This is a genomic window from Sporosarcina sp. So3-204 (genome assembly GCF_058068165.1).
Genome location: NZ_CM176485.1, coordinates 2,149,372 through 2,173,815, shown reverse-complemented (window position 1 = coordinate 2,173,815; position 24,444 = coordinate 2,149,372). Strand labels below are relative to the sequence as shown.

The window sequence follows — 24,444 nt, the reverse complement described above, 5'->3', positions numbered from 1 at the left end:
ATTGAAATAATAAAGTTATAAGGAAACCTTTACTATCAGGTATCGTTAATAATAATGGAAGAAGTTTGAAAATAATTTGAATTGATTGTAGAAATCATGTTTGTTTTGGATGATGATAATAGGTGAAGGAGTAGATGTCTATGTCGATTATATTGTTACTAGGGACTCTTTCTATAATTGTTTTCTTGCTTAATAAACAAACTTTCATAAAATTATTAAATCGAAACAACTTTATAGTCCGGATATTATTAAATGCAAGATGGTTTAAGAATGAATGGGTCAGCGGTATATTTTTATTTTCTTTAAATGCTTTTTTGATGATTTTAGCGGTATCATTGATTTACTTATCAGGGTTGCTAAATATCCCGTATATCCATTTGATAATGATGCTATTAGCGACATGTGTAAGCTTATACTTATGGATAGCTATTCATAATGCTGATGAAAAAGGAAAAATGGAAAGGTTAATAATGAGCACAATCGGTAGTAGTTTTTTTCTTTTCCTAATCCTTGCTTGTGTGTTTATGATCGTTAATTTAGAATCTGGAACGCCAGAAAATGATACATTTATGGCTTTTATCGGACTCATATTTGCAATTTTTGTTTCATTGGTTGCTTTAGTTACATGCTTTTGTTTAACGGGCTTATCAAAAAAGTAAAAGAGAATCTACTAATATTTTGAAGTAATTCAGAAGGAGTTTAATGTGCATAGTTTTTTCATATTTTCTTGTTATACTACTCAAGTAAAGGTTAGAGTAAAGGGGAAATATAAATGAGTATAAAGATGAAAATTGCCATTTTAGCAATGAGTTTACTGGTTATTAGCGGTTGCAGCAATAACAATTCAAATCCTGCCGATGAGACAGATCATTCAACTATGAATAACGGCAAAGAAGAAATGGATCATTCCATGATGGATATGGATGACGACATGATGGAAAATGAGCATATGAGCCATGATGAGGTTATAAGTTTAAATGACTCAACAGGGAATAATGAATTAAAAATCCCATCAATACTTGAACGTGATAACAAAGAAGAAGTCGCATACACTGTAAGAGCACAAATAGGGAAAACTGAAATATTTGATAGCATTGAAACAAATACGTATGGTTACAATGGGACATTTTTAGGACCAATGCTTCGTTTGGATAAAGGTGATACTGTGAAAATCAGAGCGATAAATGAGCTCGATGAGAATACAACATTTCATTGGCATGGACTGGAAGTGGCGGCAGATGCAGATGGCGGCCCCCATGATGTTATTAAACCGGGAGAAGAAAAGATTATTGAATTTAAAGTGGAACAAGAAGCGGCAACACTTTGGTTCCATCCTCATCCAGAAGGGAAAACTTCTGAACAGGTATATAATGGTCTTGCAGGATTGATATATATTGAAGATGACAATTCAAAAAGTCTTGGATTACCAAATGATTATGGGAAGAATGATATACCGTTAATTTTTCAAGATAAAACATTTGATGATAAGAAACAATTGAATTACAGAGCCGTAATGAATGATGACGGAACAATCGGGGATACGTTATTAATCAATGGGACACTTAATCCCAAGTTGACTGTAAACAAAGAGAAAGTACGTCTCCGTTTATTAAATGGATCGAATGCGAGGAATTTTACATTTAAATTGAATACAGGAGACTCCTTTATTCAAATAGCAACGGATGGTGGCTTTTTAAATGCACCAGTGACACTAAACGAAATTACACTGACACCTTCAGAACGAGCTGAAATTGTTGTTGATTTTTCAGAGCTTAATACTACAAATGACTTGGCATTAATAAATGAGGATGGGTCTATCCTTTTGCCGTTTGATGTCTTGGGTCAAGGTGGAAAGACTGGAGAAATAGAAGAGACACTGAATAATTTCTCATTAACTTCAGAAGAGAAAAATTTGCCGATCACTAAGAAGATAGAACTTTTCGGAATGATGGATATGGTAACGATAAATGGGAAGAAATTTGATCCTGAAAGAATTGATTTCACACAACAGCAAGGGGTCACAGAGGTTTGGGAAATTTACAACAAAAAAGATATGATGGGCGGCATGATTCATCCATTTCATATTCATGGAACACAGTTTAAAATAATCTCAAGAGATGGGGAAGAACCCCCGGAAAATGAACAAGGTTGGAAAGATAGCATATCCGTTCATCCAGGAGAAAAAGTGAAAATAGCGATACAATTTAAGCATAAAGGTGTGTATATGTTCCATTGTCATATTCTTGAACATGAGGACAATGGGATGATGGGACAAATTGAAGTGAAATAGACTTGATTCAATGATATGTAAAAAAACTGATAAGTAGAGTTGTCATTATTAAAACAGTGAGTGTGTGTTCGATTACACTCACTGTTTTAAAATTTCCATGAATAGTGGTGAATTTTATAGTACTTCCAACTGTTGAAAAATATAATAAGAAAAAGAAAAAACTACTCGTTATTTTACTTTACATAGCAACTACTCTTTTTGGCATTTGGTTGTTAATTTTTTTATTTCTTATGTTCTTTTTTTCAGGTGATGAGATTGAAGAACATTCATTGCTGGATAAATTGGATGTCGTATCAGATTTGAAAATTAATTTCAAAAAAGAATTGGCAAATTCATTAAACGGATTAGTAGATGAAAATATTGAACCTGAATTTCGTTTGGAACAACTAGATAGAGATGAATTTAATCCAGCTATGAAAGACTTGTTAAAAGATAGAAGCTTTGACCAGGAGAAATTTGATGCGGTTTTTGAAAATATGAAGACACCCCAAATCACTCCAAGAGAATCCGTGCACTCTACTTTTGGAAGAAATGTCATATATATTTATCATTCACATAGTAGAGAATCTTTTTTACCCTACATTAAAGATACTAATAAACCAGAAGATGCTTACCACTCGAAAGCGAATATTACGTTAGTAGGTGAAATGCTCGGAAAAGCTTTGGAAAGAAGAGGTATGGGGACGGAAGTGGATTCAACTGATATTGTTCAAGAACTTAGTTTGAGAGGACTAAACTTTAGTAGTTCTTATATGCTGTCAGGTGAAAGAGTAAAATCTGCGCGTGCAGAAAACAAAGACTTGGAAATTTTCTTGGATATTCACCGAGATTCTTTGCGTAAAAATTCTACTACTAAAGAATTAAATGGAGTAAATTTTGCGCGCCTGTTATTCGTAGTAGGTACTGGTCATGAAAATTATGCCGAAAATCTTCAATTCACAGAAGGGTTAGATGGATTTCTATCTAAGCATTACCCAGGTTTGTCAAAAGGAATAATAAAAAAAGATAGCACTCAAGGGAATGGTGTTTATAACCAAGATATATCTCCGAATGCAGTTATTGTAGAAATCGGTGGTGTCGATAATACACTGGAAGAACTGAATCGGACTACAGAAGTATTAGCAGATGTACTAAGTGACTATTATTGGCATCAAGAAAAGTAATCGGTTTATATGAAGTCCAACACGTAAAGAGAAATAAGGATTTTTTAAGGATTTTTAGTTTTTCAGTTTTAAAACGCTTTTTTAGGGGAAAATATTCCTAAGTGCAAATAACGTCAGGAGGTGAGTCCATGGATACTAAATACGAAGAAGCCCTAAAAGCATGTTTAGAATGTCTGGAAGCATGTAATCGCTGTTTTGATGCATGTTTAAAAGAAGAAGACGTGAAAATGATGGCTGAATGTATTCGTTTGGACCGTGAATGTGCAGATATATGTACGTATGCGGCACAAGCAATTACACGTAATAGTCCATTTACTAAAGACATTTTAGACCTATGTGCTGAAATTTGCGAACGTTGTGCAGCAGAGTGTGAAAAGCATAATCACGATCATTGTCAACGTTGTACTGAATCTTGCCGTAAATGCGCTGATGCATGTCGACAAATGGTAGCTTAAACTATTAAAAATGGAATGAAATATTAACGGGGCTATTTCGTGTCATGGAATATCCCTGTTTATCTTTCTTGACTAACAGGTTTATTATCAAATACAAAGAAATAAAAGGAGTGCGAGTTAGATGAAAAAGCAATTATTTGTGTTATGCGCTGCAATAATATTTGGTTTAAGTGGATGTGGAAATAGGGTAAGCAACGAGAAAAGTCCAGCTGACAATGAAATCAAACAAGAAGATATCGATATGGACATGGAGAAGAACCATTCAGGCTCGAGTGAAGTCCCAAAAAACTTGAAAGTGGCTGAAAATCCGAATTTTAAAGTGGGAAGTACAGCAATTATTATGACCGACCATATGAAAGGTATGAAAGACGCTGTAGCAACGATCGTAGGTGCATATGATACTACAGCTTACGTAATATCGTATACCCCAGTAACTGGTGGAGAAAGAGTGGAGAATCATAAATGGGTTATTCAAGAAGAAATGAAAGATGCCGGTGACAAGACGTTTGGAAAAGGAACAGAGGTTGTGGTAGAGGCAGATCATATGAAAGATATGAAAGGAGCAAAAGCGGTTATAGAGTCAGCTGAAGAAACCACAGTCTATATGATTGACTACAAGCCAACTACTGGCGGAGAAGAAGTTAAAAATCATAAATGGGTAATAGATAGTGAACTATCTCCTGAATAAAGATTGTACAAAGGTATTCTATTGAATTCCAACAGTGAAAGATTTTGATTAAGCCATGATATCTAATGAATTTGTGATTTCCCACAAGTTTTATTAAAGTTAAAATATATTCTATATGTTATTAAGTCAGTGTTCTACTGGTGAAAGTAGTTATATTTTTTGCTTCTCAGAAAAAGATTCAGCACAAATTTTAATAGCTCTTTTATATGGAACTATAGGACGAGCGACAGAGATTTTTACTTTAGAAAAAGAAAAAGATTTCTTAAAAAAGTATTTTAATATTGAAATCGAAAAAGAAACGTCTGATAACTGACGTTTCTTTTTTGATTTGTCAGAAATATATTTTATCTAGTTTAGATAATAAATTTACTTTGCTTCTATCTAATTCCTTTCAACATTGTTTAGCCACATCCTATGCACGAGATGCTGGTGATGACTTTTATCCTTGTTTATATTTCAAACACCGTAAAAATTTAGATAAGATAAACGTAAATCAGAGGTTGGGAGAACGATTTGTTTTCCGCTACCTCTGTAATTTTAGAAAAATATTAGAGTGTTACTTAAATTAATCACAAAATATTTAAATTAAAAATATAAAGCAGATAAGCCAATCGAAAGGTTTTGGGGCTCTTTGAAATGTGAACTATATTATGTAAGAAAATATTTCCAGTACGGAGAATTGGAAAAGTCGTTTAATTATATATTCATCTCTACAACACTAGACGCTACCAAAAAAAGATTAAACAGCTAAAAAGAATTTAAATTTCAACTTTCCTCTTATAATATTACATTTTTATACTATTACCTAAAGCCTTTTCAATAAATAAAATTACCAACTCTGGATCAAACTGAATACCTGCATTTTTTTGTAGTTCTGCTACTGCATCTTCAACTGACTTAGCATTGTGATAAGCCCTTTCACTGGTCATAGCGTCATAGGCGTCTGTAATTGCTATAATTCTTGACTCAAAGGGTATTTCTTCTCCTTTTAAGCCTCTAGGATAGCCATTCCCATCCCATCTTTCATGATGAGATAATACATACTCCGCCATTTTTGACATATTATTGGCTGTATTTAGAATTCTATAGCCGATTTCTGAATGGCGTTTAATTTCTTTCCATTCATTTTCGGTAAGCTTACTCGGCTTGTTGAGTATATTCTCATTTATTGCTATTTTACCTATATCGTGAAGTAATCCAACTGTACTGAGTTCCTTAATTTTATATATAGATAGTCCCAGAACTTCTCCCATACGTTCGCATAGTTTTGAAACTCTTTGGGAGTGTTGTTCCAAACTTTTATTTTTTTCGTGAAGAGTTTTAATGATAATATCAACGGTCTTTTCCTTCATACTTGGGCTTTCAAAAAGTTTATTGTTATACATATGTTTGTCTGCTTTTTTTAATACTTCTTGAATAGTATCTTCCTTATTTTTCTTAGTTTCGAAACCAAACGAAATAGAAATATCAATTGAACCAACTTTATCAAGTAATAATTGTTCGCTGATGCGTTTGATAATTATCTCTGCTTCAAAAGCCTCCGTGTTAGGTAATAGAATAACAAACTCATCCCCGCCAGTCCTAGAAACGATATGATCAGCCCTACAGCCTTTTTTAATTACTTCTGCAGCCTTTTTCAGCAACTCATCTCCCATGGCGTGTCCAAAGGAATCATTGATCAGCTTTAAACCATTTATATCTCCTACAACTACTGTCAAAGGAAGGTTTTCTATTGTATCAAGTCTCTTTAACTTTTCTTCGTAAAATCTTCTGTTATATAATCCTGTTAATTGGTCATGGTAGCTAAGAAATAAGATCTCATCGTTTTGAAAGACAAGTTCCTTGTTCACAATAATTAACTCAGCAGCCCGTTTTTCTTTTTCATCGTTTTGAAAAACAAGTTCTTTGTTTGCAATGATTAATTCAGCAGAACGGTTTGCTTTCTCATCATTTTGAAAGACAAGTTCTTTGTTCGCAATGATTAACTCAGCAGCCCGTTTAGCTTTCTCATCATTTTGAAAGACAAGTTCTTTGTTCGCAATGATTAACTCAGCAGCCCGGTTTGCTTTCTCATTATTTTGAAAGACAAGTTCTTTGTTCGCAATGATTAACTCAGCAGCCCGTTTAGCTTTCTCATCATTTTGAAAGACAAGTTCTTTGTTCGCGATGATTAACTCAGCGGCACGGTCTGCTTTCTCTTCATTTTGAAAGACAAGTTCTTTGTTCGCAATGATTAACTCAGCAGCCCGTTTTTCCTTTTCACCATATTGAAAGACAAGTTCTTTGTTCGCAATGATTAACTCAGCAGCCCGTTTTTCTTTTTCGCCATATTGAAAGACAAGTTCTTTATTCGCAATGATTAACTCAGCAGCCCGTTTCTCTTTTTCATTATTTTGAAAGACAAGCTCTTTGTTTGCAATGATTAACTCAGCGGCACGGTCTGCTTTCTCTTCATTTTGAAAGACAAGTTCTTTGTTCGCAATGGTTAACTCAGCAGCCCGTTTTACTTTCTCATCATTTTGAAAGACAAGTTCTTTGTTCGCAATGACTAACTCAGCAGCCCGGTCTGCTTTCTCTTCTGTTTGAAAGACAAGTTCTTTGTTCGCAATAACTAACTCAGCAGCCCGGTCTGCTTTCTCACCTGTTTGAAAGACAAGCTCTTTATTCGCAATGATTAATTCAGCAGCCCGATCTGCTTTTTCACCCGTTTGAAAGACAAGCTCTTTATTCGCAATGACTAACTCAGCGGCCAGATCTGCTTTCTCTCCGGTCTGAAAGACAAGCTCTTTGTTCGCAATGACTAATTCAGCAGCCCGATCTGCTTTCTCTTCTGTTTGAAAGACAAGTTCTTTGTTCGCAATGACTAACTCAGCGGCCCGTTCTGCTTTCTCTTCAGTTTGAAAAACAAGCTCTTTGTTCGCAATGATTAACTCAGCAGCCCGATCTGCTTTCTCTTCTGTTTGAAAGACAAGTTCTTTGTTCGCGATGATTAACTCAGCAGCCCGTTTTTCTTTTTCGTCATTTTGAATAACAAGCTCTTGAACCTTCGATTTAAGTTCGCACGTAATATCTTCTTTCCGTTCCATCCCTTTGTGCTCTGTAATGTTATGGATATTGTTAAAAATATATTTACCGGCACTTAAATTAACTATTTCAAATGACATTAATCCTGTGATGCTAGTTCCGTCTTTCCGTTTGAAAATTACTTCTTTAGGATCACATGAACCCTTTTCACTCAGTTCCTTTATTATCCTATTGTGTTCTTCAGGATTTCCATATAAGTTTATCCCAAGACAGGTTTTTTCAATAAATTCATCGTGATTATAACCTAAAAGATTTGTAAACTCTTTATTTGTATTTACAATTAACCCATCATTCAAACGAACAGTTAACAAAATAACACCACACTAGAGTTAGTATGAATTGTAAATTCAGAAGATAATCCATTCACCTTACACCGTTTATTCGAGAGTTCTAAAAACTCTTTGTGGTTACCATTTAACTTTGCGGCCAAAACAAAAGTCCACAACGCTGAAAATATCTTTTCTTTCAAGCCCTCTTCCAATATGGACACAACATCCTCTATATAATTGTTTGTTTCAACGGTATAATCCAACATTTTTAATCCACTTCTCCTTCAATATATACTACGATTTTAAAATTTCCATTTAAAATAAAAAAACACATGACCCAATAAGTTAAAGGTCCCGCGCTTAAAGCAACTTTACAGTATTCCATCTGCCACGCCGTCAGTGGATTATTGATAGAATGTGTGCAAATTCCCTATGTACCTCTGCTTTATAATAAGTCAATGCATAAACTCTATTATACAGGAGTTTTAACCTACTATAAAACTTTATTTTCTCATTAACTTTAGTGAAAGATACCTAAGATGTTTGGAGTGATGCTGAAATACTCAAATAGTTGAGTAAATTAGTAGAGAAGGGTGGTGAAAAATGAAATCTAATAACTTAATAAATGGTGGTTGTATTCTCTGTGGCAGAACTCACAGTAATAGTTCTGGTTGCTCGCGGGTTGTTACAGTGGATAATAATTGTGATATTAGAAGGATATAATTTCGGGGTGCCTCATTGTGCAACGCTTATAAATAAAACTTATAAATTAATAATGATTTTAAGCATCTGGTTTTAATTTAGTGCTACAAAAAGAAGTAATTTTCCTTTTGTAACACTATCAAGATGCCAAACTATGGAGAAGGTGTCTTCTTTGTGTAGGGAGATGATGATATCATTACTAAAAACTGCAGCAGTCGAGTTATCAACGCCGTCATTAAAATCACTATTTGTTTTTCAAATTCTTCCCCTTTATCTAAAATCCTGAAAAACCCTTGTCCAAATGAAGTTTCCCGTGTAATTTCTTCCATAAATCCTCTTACTATCACGCAAAATTATTGATGCATCAACACATCTTCTATTAAAAAGGCCATATACAAATTGGTTTTTGTAAAAGGGTTGGAGGCGTCCATGTCTAAAAGCATTTCTACTTTTTTGATTTTATATAAGACAGTGTTGCGATGAATGAAAAGACGTTCACTAATTTTACTCGTACTGCCGTTTTCTTCAAGGAAAATACGTAAAAATGTTACGTAATCAGTGTTGTGCAAATAATCATATCGATAAAGCTGTCCAAGAATATCCTGGCTAAAGGACTCAATTAATGTTCGGTTTTGCACACCCATAATAATTTTATAGGCGCCAATTTCTTTATATTTATATAAGAAGCGGTTCTTGTGCAGCTGTGCTAATTGGATGACAGTTAGTGATTCTTTGTAGCTTTTATGGATATTTTCGTAGTCTTCATAAAAACTTCCTTTGCCGATGATGACATTTAAGCTGCCATTTACCTTGGTGATTTTGTTGTAAATGTCCTCAACTGTTTTTGAGAATGTGCTATTGGATGTAGTGATTTGTGTTCGGCTGATAAGAAATATGAGCTGGTTTTTATGCTTGAGCCTTAAAAAGCGTTTATATCTATTTTGGAATGCAAACTGAATGAGGACCTCGTAACGTTCAATGCTGCGTTTGTCTGTTGTTGTACAAGTGATGATGGCCAATTCTGTACCTTGTGGAAATCCAAGTTGTATTAAATTTTGCCTTGTGGAATCGACGTGCTGTTTGTAGTGAAACAGAGAGTTGTAAAGGACTTGGTCTTCGTTGGATTGTTCTTGTTCGTGAGTTGCGATAAATTGAAATGTCGTTTTTAAAAGATCGGCTATACGGCGATCCCATGGCATTTGAAAAATGGGTAATTCATGCTCATTGGCAAACGAAATGACTGATTCAGGAATGTCAGGAATATTTGGTCCAGTATTCACGATAAAACCAGCCACTTTTTTAGTGTGCGCCAGTTTAACGAGTTGTTCTAAGGATGTATTTTTGTGTGGAAAGTTAATGCCTGTTGTCACAACTAATTCATTTGGCCGGCAAAACGTGATTAAATCACTGCATTCAACTACGTTAATACCTGTAACTCTACGATACAAACCACCTTGCCCAGCTACTAATGTCAGCATTGGAAAAAGAGTTCCCTCTACGATTTTGCCAATTGTCCCCATAACAGTCGCCCCCCCTTGTTATACAAGTACCGTACCATAGATATGTGCACTTGCACATATCTTTTTAGTTTTTTATCTATATCTTCTGAATACTTTCTATTTTACAATTTTAGTAATAAGCAACTTTTGAATAACTAAGAAAGAGGGGACTTGCATATGTTTAAATGTAATAGTAGTAGATTGCAAGGGTTAATTGAACAGTTCAGTCAATTTGGTGCAACTTCCAATGGGGGCGTAACCCGTTTGTCCCTTTCAAAAGAGGATGTATTAGCGAGAGACTATTTTTGTGAAATATGCAAAGAGTTAGGCATGAATATTCAAGTAGATGATATGGCAAATATCTACGCGATTCTACCGGGAAAAAAAGATTGCCCACCTATTGTAATAGGATCACATTTAGATTCGGTTGAAAAAGGTGGGAGGTTTGATGGTGTCTTAGGTATTTTAACAGCAATAGAGGCGATACGAACGTTAAAAGAAAACAACATCGAGCTCGAGATCCCGTTAATGATTGTGAATTTTACGAATGAAGAAGGTGCACGCTTCGATCCAGCGATGATGAGTTCCGGTGTCATTGCTTCTAAATTCAGTAAAGAAAAAATGTTACAGTCTTTCGATAAAAATGGCATTACTTTTCAAGAAGCATTACAGGGGAGTGGCTATGAGGGGGAGCAAGGAAATCGTTTAACAGAAGCTCTTGCTTATATCGAGCTGCATATTGAACAAGGACCGGTATTAGCAGCAAAGCAACGTGAAATTGGTGTGGTCGAAGGTGTTTTAGGAATGGTGTGCTATGAAATTACCGTGACAGGTGAATCAAATCACGCTGGGACAACGCCGATGTCGATGCGTAAAGATCCGATGATTTTAGCAACTCAAATAATTTCGTCTTTGCATGAGCAGCTGGGCAAAATCGATGAAGAGCTTGTATTCACATTTGGGCGTATGCACGTGTCACCAAATATTCATACAGTCATTCCGAACGAAGTAGTGTTTACTATGGATTCGCGTCATCAAAATCCAGAAGTGATGCGCAAAGTGGAGAATCTATTGACAGACTTAGCTTCAGAGGAAAATGGTTGTCAGATTCGCCCGGTCAAGTTATGGGGGCGGGAGACGGTATTTTTTGATGAAGCAATTTGCAATGAAGTGGAAAAATCATGTTATGAACATGGTTACACCTCCCAGCGAATGTTCAGCGGGGCGGGGCACGATGCGCAGTATATCGCTAGCTTCATCCCCTCGGCAATGATTTTTGTTCCAAGTATTAACGGGAAAAGTCATTGTGAAGAGGAAGAAACATCAGTTGAAGACTGTACAAAAGGGGCAGATGTGTTATTAGAAACCGTGTTGACACTACAAACGAAGTTCAGCATGGGCGAAAAATACACACTAAACTCATGATGAGTACAGGCTAGAATACTATCATTCGCAAGCACATTGGTTTATGACTAAAATTTTTGCAAAATGTTTAATTAATGTGCATATCATTTTTAAATTGCTAGTTGATTGGCGTGAAGGTTGGACGACTCATAGTGTTGAGCCAACATATTTACAGATATTGATAAACTTTACATTCATTAATCGAAAGGTGAGGGTAATGTGAAAAAAGTGATTACAGGTGGACTCATTGCAACAGCTTCTGATATTTATGAGGCTGATATTTTAATAGAGAACGGTAAAATCGTTCAAATTGGCAAAAACTTATCAGTTGACGGAGCGGAAATTGTAGATGCAACGGGTAAATACGTAATGCCTGGAGGAATTGATCCGCATACGCATTTGGATATGCCTTTCAATAATACAGTAACAGACGATGATTGGAAGTCTGGTACAATTGCGGCTGCATTTGGTGGGACGACGACCATTTTAGATTTTTGCTTATCCGCGGGTGAAGAAACACTTACGAAAGCTTTGGAAAAATGGCATGTAAAAGCAAAGGGCAAATCAGCCATTGACTACGGTTTCCATTTAATGATTGGTGATTTAACACCTGAAACAGAGGCCGAGTTGCCGTTAGTACTAGAGCAGGAAGGGATTACATCAATTAAGGTATTTATGGCTTATGCGAAAGAATTCCAAGCGACAGACCGTACGCTATTCAAAGCCTTTAAAATAGCAAAAGACATGGGCGCTGTTGTTATGGTGCACTGTGAAAATGGCTCAGTCATCGACGAATTAGTGGAGGAGGCTAAGCGTGCTGGGCAGACGGCACCAATTTATCACGCACTGACACGTCCCGCAGAATTAGAAGGGGAGGCGACGAAACGGGCCATTGAACTAGCGCATATCGCAGGAGCAAAGCTTTATGTTGTACATGTGACGTGCAAAGAGGCTTTAGATGAAATTATAGCAGCGCGTGAAAAAGGTTATGACGTTTATGGGGAAACATGTCCACCTTATTTAACGCTTGATCAGTCAGCATTAGCACAGCCAGGCTTCGAGGGAGCAAAATATGTTTGGTCACCACCACTTCGTCCAAAATACCATCAAGAACATTTATGGAATGCGTTAAAAACCAAGCAACTACAAACAATTGGCTCGGACCAATGTTCATTTAGCTTTAATGGGAAAAAGCAATTAGGCTTAAATGACTTTTCTAAAATTCCAAATGGTGGACCGTTTATCGAAGATCGCTTCAGCATTTTATTTTCTGAAGGTGTGGCCAAAGGACGAATTTCTATCCATGACTTCGTCGATATGATTTCGACAAGTGCTGCAAAGATTTTCGGTTTATATCCACAAAAAGGAACAATTGCTATTGGTTCTGACGCGGATATCGTAATATTTGACCCTACTGTAAAACGTGAAATTTCAGCAAACACTCACCATATGAATGTCGACTACAACCCGTATGAGGGCTGGGAAGTGACAGGAGAGCCTATCAGTGTACTTGTCCGTGGTGAATACGTCATTAAAGATAAACAATTTGTAGGAGAATTAGGGAGTGGTCGATATATCAAGCGTGCACTAGAGCCGACAACTGCACCAACAATCAATGTGTAAACATCAATCCATGAGGGGGAATGTTTAAATGACTTCGCAACTCGAAAGAAATTTTGTGGAAATGACTGGCAAGATGACAAAAAACGAAGCACTAGAAGAGGCTAATCGCTGTCTGTACTGCTATGACGCACCTTGTATAACAGCTTGTCCGACAAGTATTCAAATTCCGAATTTCATCAAAAAAATAGCTTCCAGTAATCTGAAAGGATCGGCCATGACGATTATGGAGGCCAATCCAGTAGGTGCAAGCTGTGCGCGAGTATGCCCGACCGAGGAATTATGTGAAGGGGCATGTGTGTTACATTCTTCGACAAAGCCTATTAAAATTGGGCAATTGCAACGTTACGCAACAGATTGGGCGATAGAATCAGACGTCGAGCTATTTAAAAAAGGTGAAACAAATGGACAAAGTGTAGCCATTGTAGGCGCTGGTCCAGCTGGTTTATCGGCTGCACGTGAGTTAAGTCGCTTCGGCTATAGTGTCACGATTTTTGAAGCAGAAGCAAAGGCTGGTGGCTTGAACAACTACGGCATCGTGTCATTCCGATTACCGAACGATGTAGTGGATTGGGAAGTGGCGCAAGTTGTTAAGCTAGGTGTGGACATTAAAACAAACACAACAGTTGGTGTAGATATTTCTGCAGAGGAAATTTTAGAGCAATATGATAGCGTTATTTTAGCGGTTGGTATGGGGGCCGTGCCTAATCTTGGCATTGAAGGTGAGGAATTAGTTGGCGTTCATGATGCGATTGAGTTTATAAAGCAAACGAAAGTCGGTGTACTGACAGAAGACTTAGTCGGTAAACGTGTTGCTGTCATCGGTGCTGGTAACACTGCTATCGATGGTGCAACTTGTGCTGTACGACTTGGGGCGGCCGAAGTAGACATTCTTTATAGAAGAACAGAAAAAGAGATGACTGCCTACCTATTTGAATATGAATTTGCCAAGCAGGATGGCGTTGGGTTTAAATGGCTGACAGCGCCGAAACAAATTATTGGTGATGCGGAAGGTAAAGTAGTGGGACTCGAATGCGTCAAGATGAAGCTTGGAGAGGCGAGTGCAGACGGTAGGCAAAGACCTGAGGAAATCGAAGGATCTGAGTTTGTTATAGAGTTAGACGCTGTCATTAAAGCAATTGGACAAACGCGCTTTGTCCCTCTCATTGAAGCGTTTGGATTAGAGCATACAAACGGGGTAGTAGATATTGACGAAACGAATATGCAAACATCGAATGAAAAAGTGTTTGCCTGTGGAGATGTCGTGTTCGGCAATGGCCAAGGGGAAGCAATGGTAGTAACAGCTGCACAGCAAGGTAAAGATGCTGCTAACATTATTCATGAGCGTTTAAGAAAACCGAGCGAGATTTTATAAAGGGGGATTTAGCATGGCAGACTTACGAATTGACTTAGCGGGGATTAAATCACCGAATCCATTTTGGTTAGCATCGGCACCACCTACTAATTCGGGCTATCAAGTTCAACGTGCATTTGAAGCGGGTTGGGGCGGCGCAGTTTGGAAAACATTGGGCGAACCAATATTGAACGTTTCATCGCGCTTTGCGGCTGTCAGTTTTAATGGAAAGAGAGTAGCGGGCTTTAATAATATTGAGCTCATTACGGATCGTCCGTTAGAAGTTAATTTACAGGAGATTCTTGAAACGAAAAAAAGGTTTCCTAATCATGCCATTATTGCTTCATTAATGGTAGAGCCAAATCAGGAAAAGTGGCATGAGATTGTCAAAAAAGTAGAAGCTGTGGGTGTTGACGGTCTTGAGCTTAATTTTGGTTGTCCACACGGGATGGCAGAACGAGGAATGGGGGCTGCCTCTGGTCAAGTCCCTGAATTGGTTGAAAGGCAAACGCACTGGGTGAAGGAAGTTGCACGGACACCTGTTATCGTCAAGCTAACGCCTAACATTACTGATATTACGATGACGGCAGAAGCGGCAGTGCGCGGTGGGGCGGATGCAATTAGTATGATTAATACGATTAACAGCTTAGCGGGTGTCGATTTGGATTCATGGAATACGGTGCCGCATGTTCGCGGGAAAGGGGCACATGGCGGATATAGTGGGCCTGCTGTAAAGCCAATTGCACTAAATATGGTTGCAGAATGTGCGCGAAATCCTTTGGTCAATGTACCAATTTCAGGAATTGGTGGGATTTCAAATTGGCAGGATACCGCGGAATTTATGCTGATGGGTTCAACAGGCGTACAAATTTGTACAGCAGCTATGCACCATGGTTTTAGTATCGTAGAAGATATGATTGATGGACTTAATAATTACCTTGATGAGAAGGGTATTGCCTCAGTGATGGATATTGTCGGTAAGTCGGTTGAACGCTATTCTAACTGGGGTGACTTGGATTTAAATTACAATATTGTTGCTGAAATTAATAATGATGTTTGTATTAATTGCAATAAATGCTATATTGCGTGTGAAGATACGTCACATCAATCTATTGACCTGTATACAGAGAGTGGTCGTCCGATGCTAAAGGTGCGTGAACAAGATTGTGTAGGTTGTAATTTATGCGCAATTGTGTGCCCAGTAGAAGGTGCAATTTCTATGGTCGAAAGGAAGTCTACTATTGCGCCAATGACTTGGAACGAACGTCAGTCACTTATCGGCAATTTTACTCGATAAAAAAGTAGGGTATATTTGAAGATAGGCGAGGAAAGTATGCGCATTTAGACTTGGAGCAGTGTCTAGGCTCCAGGCGCCAGCCGCTCTGGTCATAAGCAATCCAGCTATGTGGCAAAGACCGCCACGTCGCTGAATCGACTTATGCCTATCGCGTCTTAACGGGCGCCTTCCGCTTTTCATAGTTAACTGGAAATCTAATATAAGGGAGAGACAAGTATGGCGAATGGTGGAGATTATTTAAAATCACCAGATTTACTTCCAGTGACACATCAAAAAAGAAGTATTGGGACATTTGGTTTTGCAGTGATTTGGGTAGGAATGGCCATCGTTTTAGCCGCCTTTGCAATTGGTGGAACAGCTATTATGAGTTTGTCATTGCCAATGGTAATTTTAGCAACTTTAATAGGTTCCGTTTTAATCGGTGTATTTATGACGCTAATCGGTGATATTGGTATTGAGCACGGCTTGTCCTTCCCTGTTTATATGCGTGCTCCATTCGGCACAATTGGCACACATATACCATCGCTCGTTCGTGGGGTGACAGCAGCTTGTTGGTTCGGTCTTAACACCTATTTTGGTGCAATGGCCATCAATGGGATTTTGAATTTATTATTCGACTTTAATAATTGGTTTTTATGTTTCCTTGTATTTGCGGCATTACAGTTATATAACACATCGCGCGGCATTAAATCCATTGAGCGCTTTGCAGATTTTGCGGCGCCGGTTATTATATTAATATCGTGCTGGATGTACATTACGCTTGCCGATAAAGCAACGACCGAAGGGAAAGATGTTTGGACTTGGGTGGAATCACCGACGACAGGGATGGCAGCTTTTACGGCATTCATGGTCGTGATGATGGCGAACATGGGATTCTGGGCAACGTTAGCAGCTGATATGCCAACATTATCACGATTCTTTAAAGCGCCAAAAAATGAACGCAATTGGTTCAAGCGCAATAAAACGCAGTTAGTTGGCTCTTTAATTATAATGCCGATTACCAATACATTTATCGTAACTATAGGTGCAGTGGCTTATATGGCAGTCGCATCTGCTGATCCGGTAAATGCCTTAATGCAAAGCGCAAGCGGAATTGTGTTAGGAATTTTATTACTAATGATTGTTTTAGCGCAATGGTCAACAAATACATCGGCAAACGTTATTCCTGCGGCAACGATTTTCTCAAATATTGGCGGGCCAAAAGTGCCATTCTGGGCTGGTGTTATCATCGCGGGGCTTGTGGGAATTTTAGCGCAGCCGTGGAGCTTATTTGGCGTCTTAGTCAATGCGCTATTAATCATTGGCGGTATTTTAACAGCAATTGTGGGGATATTATTCGCCGATTATTATTTAATTCGTAAACGTCGTGTGAACGTAAAAGATCTGTACGAGTTAGATGGCCAATATAAGTATATGAATGGCTTTAACTTAGCGGGGTTAATCGCTTGGGTAATCGGTGGAGCCTTAGCGAATATGTTCCCAACGTATTCATCATTGGTGGGCTTCTTCGTAGGAGCAATTGTGTACTATGTCTTGGCGAAATATTGGTGGTTCAAAAAGTACCCACAAGCCGAACTAGATAATCCTAGTGACGCAAAGTATTTAGGTATTACAGTTGGTCGCGATTGGGACGATATCGTCGTGCAAGAAATTGTCTTGCCAGAAATTGAAGAAATAGGTGCTTAATTAGAAAAGTGAGGTGTGTTTATGTCGGATCATTTGCTAAGCGTGGATGAAATGAATCAAATAGATGGCTATTTAGACAAGGGCTTTAAAGTTCATTATGTGTATGAAAATTTAAGTGGAATGTTTGTCGAGTTTGAACGGCAGAAAGAAGAAGTTTGTTTACAGATTCTGACGGCCGAAGCGCGTAAATTTTTTGCGGAAAAGCTCCAAGAACAAACGCAGTTGTAAGAAGGTATGTCAATTTAATAAGAAGTGGTGAAAACTCTATTCTATTACATACTAGAATAGAGTTTTCATGTTGTTTTTTTATTTTTATTACAAATGGGTTGGTCTTTATAAGAGGGCTAGTTGAATCAATATAACCGCTTAAACCTATTTGTTAAGTGTTTAGTTGGATTTCTTTACATCTCATATAAATCTGTACTCAAATATTTCAAACCCGAATCATTTATCGTTAAAACGATTTTTGCACCTTTTTCTGTTGTTTGTAGCAATTTTAATGCTGCTGCTATATTGGCACCTGAAGAAAAACCAGCGAAAATGCCTTCTTTTTTTGCAAGTTCACGAGTGGCGTAAGTTGCTTCCTCATCTGTAATATGAATCGTATCGGTGACCATGTTCTTATCTAATAATGGTAAATTCATTAGATAGCCGCCGCCTTGAATTTTGTGATTTGGATTTGTAATTTCTTTACCTGAATAAAAAGGTGCAGAATCAGGCTCGACTAAATAGCACCTGATATTTTCATTATGTCTTTTTAATGCTTTCGCACAACCTGCAAATGTACCGCCAGAGCCTGCAAAATCAAGAAAAACATCAATATCCCCAGCTGTTTGCTTCCACATTTCCTCACCAGTATGGTATTCGTGTGCATGTAAATTACCAATATGCCTAAACTGATCGGCACGGAATGCATTTCGCTCTCTTGTAATTTGCTGTGCTACTTCTTCTACTAATTCTAAGTCTATTCCTGAAACTTGACCTACTGGTGAACCTGGAGCTTGGTCAACTATGACTACTTCAGCACCGAGCGCCTTCATCATTCGGGCTCGCTCCAATGTATTTCCTCTGGACATGATTGCAACGAATTTATATCCTTTGACACCACAAACAATCGCCAATCCAGTACCAGTATTACCGCTAGTCAATTCAACAACGGTTTGACCTGGTATTAGCAATCCCGCTTCTTCTGCTTCTTTTATAGTTTCTAAACCAATACGGTCCTTTTTACTGAATCCAGGATTTAGATATTCTAATTTCGCATAGATTGTACCTTCTACATTTTTCGTAATGCGAGATAACTCAACCATTGGTGTATTGCCAATTACTTGATCAACACTTTCAAAAATATTTTTTTTAACATGGACAAACAACTCCTTTTCGTATAAATTTGACCTATATAGTGTATACATAGACGCTATAAAACAAATTTACACTATAACGTTTTAAAAGTCAATATAACGTCTAACGGGAGTGGGGATTCATTATGGAACATTTAACTCAAACAATTGGAAGCAACATAAAACGTATACGGCAGGAACGAGGTTTAAGTTTAGAAAAACTAGGCGAATTAACAGGAGTTAGTAAGACGATGCTTGGACAAATAGAGCGGGGTGAATCAAATCCTACAATCACGACGATTTGGAAAATCGCAAATGGCGCTCAGTTATCCTTTTCATCATTAATTACAGAAAAAGAACCAAATGTATCCATTATTAAAAAAGATAAAATCGAACCTATTTTCCGTGAGAATGGTGCTTACCGTGTATATCCGCTTGTTCCTTTTCAGCCAGATAAACAATTTGAATTATTTTCAATAGAATTAGATGCAGGGGCTACTCATCACGCGGAAGCACATAATGCCGGAGTCGAGGAATATGTAATTGTAAACGATGGAAAACTTGATATGAAACTGAACAATCAAACGTATACGATTGAAAAGGACGATTCAATTCGTTTTAAAGCAGATCAAACACATGCTTATACCAATAAAGGGAAGAACATATTAAAATGCACAGTCTTAATTCATTATTCAAGGTGAATGAGAATTACTGAAAAAAAGCATGTATTTAATTTTTGGCTATCCAAACTTTAATAGTTTGGATTTTTTTATTTTGATAAGTTTGTTGCGGGCGGAATAATAACAACTATTCCTAACTATTCATCAACTAACTCCTAAAAGAAATTATATTTATCAGAATTACTAACTAGTAGGGAGAATAATTCACATCATTTTTTGACTGCTAATATTATTAGTGTTGTGGAGAAATGTATTTCTCGGGAAATTTAAAATCCTTCACTTACACTTTTTCAATAGTGTTAGTGAAGGATTAATTGATTTGTTAAATTTATTTTCATGGATTTACTAAAATTACGAATAGGATTTATGTTTTTTTAGTATTCTACTAAGCCATTTTCATTAAGAATTCTAACCATAACTTCTGGCATTTTACCGCCTTGGTTGTTTTCACCATTCTCAAGATTATTCCCATAAACATTCCATTTGTACAACTTCCAATAAAGGTTTGTTGTATAAAGACTTCACCTATCTCAGAAATTCCTTTTATATTGTCGGGAGAATGTGGAGCAGCAACCTGTGTTTCTAATTCACTAACATCTAATTCCAAAGTTTGGGCATAATTTCATCTGGATCTTATTAAATTAATTCATATTCATAAGGTAGATCTAATCCTTTTAAGTCAACAAGACCAACTTTAGCACCCATTTCAATGACCATGTTTGCTAATGCCATAGTAAATCCAAGTCCCCCTGTAACTTTCACTTTATTGGAAGTTGCAGGGGGTACTTGTGTTCGGATATATGCACTTTCATATTTTACTTTGGACTAATATTTGATTTTACTGTCTTATTCACAGAACTATGGATCTATAAGTAACTTAAAGTACAAAAAAAGTAGTAGTGTTTTAACATTATGTAAAATGAATACTGGTTCGAAATCTAGTAGACTGTATATTATGAAGACTTTGAAAGGTTAAAAGGCCGTATACGAGGGTCTTCATTAAACAAGGTTATAAATAGATTATGAGATTTGAAATTTTAAAAAACTTGCATTAAAAAGTTTGAATTGGGGGTGAGAATTTGTTTGGTTTACCTGCGGAAACGTTTTGGTGGATTTTGCCTTGGCCATTCATCTGGGTTGGGTTGGCAGTCGTTCTTTATATAAAATTAAAAAGAGAAGATGATGAGGAAGAAAGAAACAATAATAGTTAAAGGGGATTAGGCAATGGGAATGGATGGAATTATTTTCATATGTTATATGTTGCTTCTTTTGGGAATCGGTCTTTGGTTTTCACGCAAATCTGCCGAATCCACGGAAAACTATTTACTTGGCGGTAGAACGCTTGGACCTGCTGTTACAGCGATGACGATGCAAACGACTGCCATGAGCGGATATATGTTTATGGGAGCGCCTGCGCTTGCGTTTCAATACGGTTGGTATGCACTTTGGTATGCCATTGGGGATGCAGGAGGTTCAATTATCAACCTTTCCGTTTTAGGTAAACGGATGAGGAGAATGTCGGAATTATTCGGTGCACTATCACCAATTGAGTTTTTGGAAAAAAGATTTGAACATGCAAGTGTCCGGGTAGTTGGTTCCTTAATCGCTATTGTCTTCCTTTTCGCATATGTTTGCGCGCAATTTATTGCAGCAGGTAAAGCGATGGCATCACTAACTGGTTTAACGTATGAAATAGCATTAATTATTGGCATTAGTGTAATTGTTATTTATACAGTGGCGGGAGGTTATTTAGCAGTCGCTTACACCTCTTTTGTACAAGGCATTATTATGGTTTTAGGAATTGTCGGTATTGGATTTTTAGCTTATTTTAAAGTAGGTGGCCTGACCGGGTTAAACTTAGCTTTGAAGAAAATTGACCCAACATATTTAAGTATTTGGGGAAAAGATTTAGCGTTCTATGGTCAATGGGGTGTGGTATTAGGAGCCATACTTATTTTCTCCATAGGCTATATGGGACTTCCGCATGTCGTTGTACGTCATATGTCGATGCAAAGTACGAAAACGGTAAAAGGTGCAATTTTAATCAGTGCTATTTGGAACCAGTTCTTCATCTTCGTTCCTTATATTTTAGGGCTTACTGCCATTGTTCTTTTGCCTAATATTGCAGATCCTGAGATGCTTATTACCGAATTAGCGTACACACTGTTCCCAGGATTCTTTGCCGCACTTCTTTTATCAGCTGTTATGTCGGCTGTTATGTCTACTGCTGACTCATTGCTAATGCAGGCGGGAACAATTCTATCACGGGATGTTTATCAACGTTTCATTAATCCGAAAGCAACTAAAGGACGAACGATTCTTGTTTCCAGGCTATGTATTCTTGGTGGAGGTATTGTAGGTATTGTTGTTGCTATCTATGAGCCGCCTTCAATCTTTGGTTTAGCAGTTTTTGCTTTTGGAACACTAGGTAATAGTTTCCTAGTTCCTTATGTTGCATCTGTTTATTCGAAAAAAGCGAACTATATAGGGTGTTTATGTGCAATGATTGGTGGCGCTACAACGAATATTGTTTGGACTGCTATGGAATTGGAAGCGGTTACAGCTATTCACCCATTCCTTGCTGGGTTAATAGTCTCTCTATTAGGAATGATTATTGGGAGCCAATTCGGTAAAAAGCCTTCGCAACCAACATTAGATATATTTGACCAATCCACCAATAAGCGTTTCTTTTCACCAAAGTTTGATCAAAATATTTCTCGTGGTCTAGCTCCTGAAGCTAAAAATATTTCTAAGTTTTTAAAAACAGGTGAAAATAACCTGGGGAAGAATTACTCATGATTTCGATACTAACGCAAGCAACGGTTTATGAGGAAGAAGAAGTTAGACGAGGATTACAACAATATGATCAAAATACAGATATTGAAATTAGTAAATTAATTTTTTATCCGTATTACTTTTTCGAATATGAAATAAGTGTTGGAGGGTTACTAAAATTAAAGGGTAAAACAGCTTGCACTGTTGATGCACTTAGCGGCCATGGTGCTTTGATTGATATGACACCTGAATTTTCAAAACGCTCTATCCAATCAAAGCAATTACCTTCAATACAAATTAATGAAGAAGAAGCAGTAAGGGTTGCTGGAAACTTTATTTTTCAGAACGCTTCATCAAAAGGGAAGTTTATTACGATTCCGAAAATCAAAGCGCTAGGCGTGACTCAATTTTATCGACCGTTTTGGGTAGCTGATTATGTTCATAGAAGGGGAGGACAAAGTCAGCAACTAATTGTTGACGCAGTAAGTGGAAGTTATCACCCTTTGTAAAAAGATGCTTTACCCTGATTTCAACATAGATAAATAAAAAATTCGGAGGATGATTCTTTATGAAGAAACTTTACCATTTTATCGGCGGAGAAAAGGTAGCGGGAAAGAGTGAGCGTTTTGGCAGTGTTTATAATCCATCAACAGGTGAAGAAACGGCATTATGTCCATATGCATCAACAGAAGAAGTAAATGAGGCAGTTGAACTTGCGGATAAGGCAGCTAAAGATTGGAAGAAAATGTCGGTTGGTAGAAGAATGGAAGTATTTTTCAAGTTCAGATTCCTTATTGTCGATGCTACGGAAGAGCTTGCGATTGAAATTGGAAAAGAAAACGGGAAAACGATTACGGATGCCAAAGGTGAAATTACGCGTGCAATTGAAGCGGTCGACTTTGCCGTTAATTCACCCCATTTACTAAAAGGGGAATACTCATCAAATGTAGGCGGAAATATTAACGCATTTTCTATTAAACAACCATTGGGAGTTGTTACATGCATTGCGCCATTTAACTTCCCGGTAATGGTTCCTGTAGCTATGTCAACAATGGCGCTTGCTTGTGGAAATGCAGTAATTTTAAAGCCCTCTGAGCGTGTTCCGAACTCGGCGTTGTTTATTGCAGAGCTTTGGAAAGAAGCGGGTCTTCCAGATGGAGTATGGAGTGTTGTAAATGGTGATAAGGAGGCGGTAGATGCATTAATTACCCACCCTAAAGTGATGGCGGTAAGTTTCGTAGGTTCAACAAAAGTTGCGGAATATATTTATGAACAATCAAGTCGCCATCATAAGCGTGTAGCTGCTTTTGGTGGAGGGAAAAACAATATGATTATTATGCCAGACGCGGATATAGACTTCGCAGTTAATGCATTTTTAGGTGCCGCTTATGGAGCTGCTTCCCAACGTTGTATGGCAATCTCAGCGGCTATGCCTGTCGGTGAAGAGACGGCTGAAAAGTTTGTAAAAGCATTGAAAGAACGAGTTGAAGAGTTGAAAGTTGGTTCTTATGATGATGTAACAGCAGATTTTGGACCAGTTATTACGCAGCAATCCAAAGATAATGTGCTTAAGTCCATTGAAGAAAGCTTACAAGAAGGGGCGGAACTCTGTGTAGATGGTCGAAACCCCAACTCAGTAAAAGATAGTAAAGGGTTCTATTTAGGTGCTACTTTGCTTGATCGTGTAACACCGGATATGAAAGTGTACAAAGAGGAAGTATTCGGTCCTGCTCGAATTGTCGTGCGCGTAAATAGTTTGGATGAAGCAATTGAATTAATAAATGATCATGAATACGGAAATGGCGTTACTATATTTACTCAAAGTGGTTCAGCTGCTCGTCAATTCACGGAGGAAATTGAAGTAGGCATGGTCGGTGTCAATGTTCCGATTCCAATTCCAGTCGGCTACCATAACTTCGGCGGTTGGAAACGTTCTAAGTTTGGCGAAGGTCACATGTTTGGGCCGGATACTGTTCGCTTTTTCACAAAGATAAAAACAGTTTCCGAAAGATGGCCAGAAGTTAAAGAGAAGGATAAAGAAACGACATTTGATTTTCCTACTAATTAATAAACCAATCGAAATTACGCATAAATCGGGGTTTGGATTAAAGGGCTTATCTATATAAAGATAGCTCGAA

General features: G+C 37.5%; 20 protein-coding genes. 16 read left to right on the top strand and 4 right to left on the bottom strand.

The annotated features are described in order from the left end of the window. Positions 1–140: 140 nt before the first annotated feature. From AC3RV6_RS10580 to AC3RV6_RS10560, 5 genes are all read left to right on the top strand, one after another. Positions 141–659, top strand: coding sequence for a hypothetical protein (locus tag AC3RV6_RS10580; protein ID WP_489746008.1), 519 nt, complete (start codon positions 141–143; stop codon positions 657–659). A 113-nt stretch (positions 660–772) separates the two neighbouring features. Further along, positions 773–2,290 (top strand): multicopper oxidase family protein, encoded by a 1,518-nt coding sequence (locus AC3RV6_RS10575; RefSeq protein ID WP_489746007.1) that lies wholly within the window; start codon positions 773–775, stop codon positions 2,288–2,290. Positions 2,291–2,394: 104 nt separating this feature from the next. Further along, positions 2,395–3,453, top strand: a complete 1,059-nt coding sequence (locus AC3RV6_RS10570; protein ID WP_489746006.1) for a stage II sporulation protein P — start codon at positions 2,395–2,397, stop codon at positions 3,451–3,453. A 128-nt stretch (positions 3,454–3,581) separates the two neighbouring features. Next, positions 3,582–3,908, top strand: a complete 327-nt coding sequence (locus tag AC3RV6_RS10565) for a four-helix bundle copper-binding protein (protein WP_489746005.1) — start codon at positions 3,582–3,584, stop codon at positions 3,906–3,908. A 121-nt stretch (positions 3,909–4,029) separates the two neighbouring features. After that, entirely contained in the window at positions 4,030–4,596 is a 567-nt protein-coding gene (locus AC3RV6_RS10560; protein ID WP_489746004.1) for a YdhK family protein, read from the top strand. A gap of 785 nt (positions 4,597–5,381) precedes the next feature. Here the strand turns inward: AC3RV6_RS10560 and AC3RV6_RS10555 are convergent. The 3 genes from AC3RV6_RS10555 to AC3RV6_RS10545 all read right to left on the bottom strand — a co-directional run bounded on the left by AC3RV6_RS10555 (position 5,382) and on the right by AC3RV6_RS10545 (position 10,171). Continuing rightward, on the bottom strand, positions 5,382–7,991 hold the full coding sequence (locus tag AC3RV6_RS10555) for an HD domain-containing phosphohydrolase (protein ID WP_489746003.1): 2,610 nt from the start codon (positions 7,989–7,991) through the stop codon (positions 5,382–5,384). 812 nt (positions 7,992–8,803) lie between these two features. Then, positions 8,804–8,980: a hypothetical protein gene (locus tag AC3RV6_RS10550; RefSeq protein ID WP_489746002.1), complete on the bottom strand. Its 177-nt coding sequence runs from the start codon at positions 8,978–8,980 to the stop codon at positions 8,804–8,806. Between the two features lie 24 nt (positions 8,981–9,004). Further along, positions 9,005–10,171, bottom strand: coding sequence for a PucR family transcriptional regulator (locus AC3RV6_RS10545; protein WP_489746001.1), 1,167 nt, complete (start codon positions 10,169–10,171; stop codon positions 9,005–9,007). 156 nt (positions 10,172–10,327) lie between these two features. Between AC3RV6_RS10545 and AC3RV6_RS10540 the strand changes: the two genes are divergently transcribed. The 6 genes from AC3RV6_RS10540 to AC3RV6_RS10515 all read left to right on the top strand — a co-directional run bounded on the left by AC3RV6_RS10540 (position 10,328) and on the right by AC3RV6_RS10515 (position 17,739). Then, positions 10,328–11,575, top strand: a complete 1,248-nt coding sequence (locus AC3RV6_RS10540; RefSeq protein WP_489746000.1) for a Zn-dependent hydrolase — start codon at positions 10,328–10,330, stop codon at positions 11,573–11,575. A 198-nt stretch (positions 11,576–11,773) separates the two neighbouring features. Further along, positions 11,774–13,177 (top strand): dihydropyrimidinase, encoded by a 1,404-nt coding sequence (gene hydA / locus AC3RV6_RS10535; RefSeq protein ID WP_489745999.1) that lies wholly within the window; start codon positions 11,774–11,776, stop codon positions 13,175–13,177. Between the two features lie 28 nt (positions 13,178–13,205). Next, a complete protein-coding gene (locus AC3RV6_RS10530) occupies positions 13,206–14,549 on the top strand; it encodes an NAD(P)-dependent oxidoreductase (RefSeq protein ID WP_489745998.1) in 1,344 nt (447 codons plus the stop codon). A gap of 13 nt (positions 14,550–14,562) precedes the next feature. Next, positions 14,563–15,825, top strand: coding sequence for an NAD-dependent dihydropyrimidine dehydrogenase subunit PreA (gene preA / locus AC3RV6_RS10525; protein ID WP_489745997.1), 1,263 nt, complete (start codon positions 14,563–14,565; stop codon positions 15,823–15,825). A 216-nt stretch (positions 15,826–16,041) separates the two neighbouring features. Continuing rightward, positions 16,042–17,511 (top strand): NCS1 family transporter, encoded by a 1,470-nt coding sequence (locus tag AC3RV6_RS10520; RefSeq protein ID WP_489745996.1) that lies wholly within the window; start codon positions 16,042–16,044, stop codon positions 17,509–17,511. A 21-nt stretch (positions 17,512–17,532) separates the two neighbouring features. Next, on the top strand, positions 17,533–17,739 hold the full coding sequence (locus AC3RV6_RS10515) for a hypothetical protein (RefSeq protein ID WP_489745995.1): 207 nt from the start codon (positions 17,533–17,535) through the stop codon (positions 17,737–17,739). A gap of 173 nt (positions 17,740–17,912) precedes the next feature. On the opposite strand, the gene AC3RV6_RS10510 is transcribed toward AC3RV6_RS10515, so the two are convergent. After that, a complete protein-coding gene (locus AC3RV6_RS10510; RefSeq protein ID WP_489745994.1) occupies positions 17,913–18,884 on the bottom strand; it encodes a PLP-dependent cysteine synthase family protein in 972 nt (323 codons plus the stop codon). Between the two features lie 113 nt (positions 18,885–18,997). On the opposite strand from AC3RV6_RS10510, the gene AC3RV6_RS10505 reads away from it, so the two are divergent. The 5 genes from AC3RV6_RS10505 (at position 18,998) to AC3RV6_RS10485 (ending at position 24,374) form a co-directional block, all read left to right on the top strand. Beyond that, positions 18,998–19,552: a helix-turn-helix domain-containing protein gene (locus AC3RV6_RS10505; RefSeq protein WP_489745993.1), complete on the top strand. Its 555-nt coding sequence runs from the start codon at positions 18,998–19,000 to the stop codon at positions 19,550–19,552. Positions 19,553–20,610: 1,058 nt separating this feature from the next. Continuing rightward, positions 20,611–20,742: a hypothetical protein gene (locus tag AC3RV6_RS10500; protein ID WP_489745992.1), complete on the top strand. Its 132-nt coding sequence runs from the start codon at positions 20,611–20,613 to the stop codon at positions 20,740–20,742. 13 nt (positions 20,743–20,755) lie between these two features. Continuing rightward, entirely contained in the window at positions 20,756–22,330 is a 1,575-nt protein-coding gene (locus tag AC3RV6_RS10495; protein WP_489745991.1) for a sodium/proline symporter, read from the top strand. Continuing rightward, positions 22,327–22,815 carry a hypothetical protein gene (locus AC3RV6_RS10490; RefSeq protein ID WP_489745990.1) on the top strand — a complete coding sequence of 163 codons (489 nt, stop codon included), beginning with the start codon at positions 22,327–22,329 and terminating at the stop codon, positions 22,813–22,815. Before AC3RV6_RS10495 ends, AC3RV6_RS10490 begins: the two co-directional genes overlap by 4 nt. Before the next feature lie 59 nt (positions 22,816–22,874). Beyond that, positions 22,875–24,374: a CoA-acylating methylmalonate-semialdehyde dehydrogenase gene (locus tag AC3RV6_RS10485; RefSeq protein ID WP_489745989.1), complete on the top strand. Its 1,500-nt coding sequence runs from the start codon at positions 22,875–22,877 to the stop codon at positions 24,372–24,374. Positions 24,375–24,444: the final 70 nt, after the last annotated feature.

Coding starts and splice junctions, on each gene's coding strand:
- AC3RV6_RS10485 (WP_489745989.1), top strand. CDS start 22,875: ATGAAGAAACTTTACCATTTTATCGGCGGAGAAAAGGTAGCGGGAAAG.
- AC3RV6_RS10545 (WP_489746001.1), bottom strand. CDS start 10,171: ATGGGGACAATTGGCAAAATCGTAGAGGGAACTCTTTTTCCAATGCTG.
- AC3RV6_RS10515 (WP_489745995.1), top strand. CDS start 17,533: ATGTCGGATCATTTGCTAAGCGTGGATGAAATGAATCAAATAGATGGC.
- AC3RV6_RS10580 (WP_489746008.1), top strand. CDS start 141: ATGTCGATTATATTGTTACTAGGGACTCTTTCTATAATTGTTTTCTTG.
- AC3RV6_RS10490 (WP_489745990.1), top strand. CDS start 22,327: ATGATTTCGATACTAACGCAAGCAACGGTTTATGAGGAAGAAGAAGTT.
- AC3RV6_RS10505 (WP_489745993.1), top strand. CDS start 18,998: ATGGAACATTTAACTCAAACAATTGGAAGCAACATAAAACGTATACGG.
- AC3RV6_RS10550 (WP_489746002.1), bottom strand. CDS start 8,980: ATGGAAGAAATTACACGGGAAACTTCATTTGGACAAGGGTTTTTCAGG.
- AC3RV6_RS10560 (WP_489746004.1), top strand. CDS start 4,030: ATGAAAAAGCAATTATTTGTGTTATGCGCTGCAATAATATTTGGTTTA.
- AC3RV6_RS10520 (WP_489745996.1), top strand. CDS start 16,042: ATGGCGAATGGTGGAGATTATTTAAAATCACCAGATTTACTTCCAGTG.
- preA (WP_489745997.1), top strand. CDS start 14,563: ATGGCAGACTTACGAATTGACTTAGCGGGGATTAAATCACCGAATCCA.
- AC3RV6_RS10575 (WP_489746007.1), top strand. CDS start 773: ATGAGTATAAAGATGAAAATTGCCATTTTAGCAATGAGTTTACTGGTT.
- AC3RV6_RS10565 (WP_489746005.1), top strand. CDS start 3,582: ATGGATACTAAATACGAAGAAGCCCTAAAAGCATGTTTAGAATGTCTG.
- AC3RV6_RS10540 (WP_489746000.1), top strand. CDS start 10,328: ATGTTTAAATGTAATAGTAGTAGATTGCAAGGGTTAATTGAACAGTTC.
- AC3RV6_RS10530 (WP_489745998.1), top strand. CDS start 13,206: ATGACTTCGCAACTCGAAAGAAATTTTGTGGAAATGACTGGCAAGATG.
- AC3RV6_RS10495 (WP_489745991.1), top strand. CDS start 20,756: ATGGGAATGGATGGAATTATTTTCATATGTTATATGTTGCTTCTTTTG.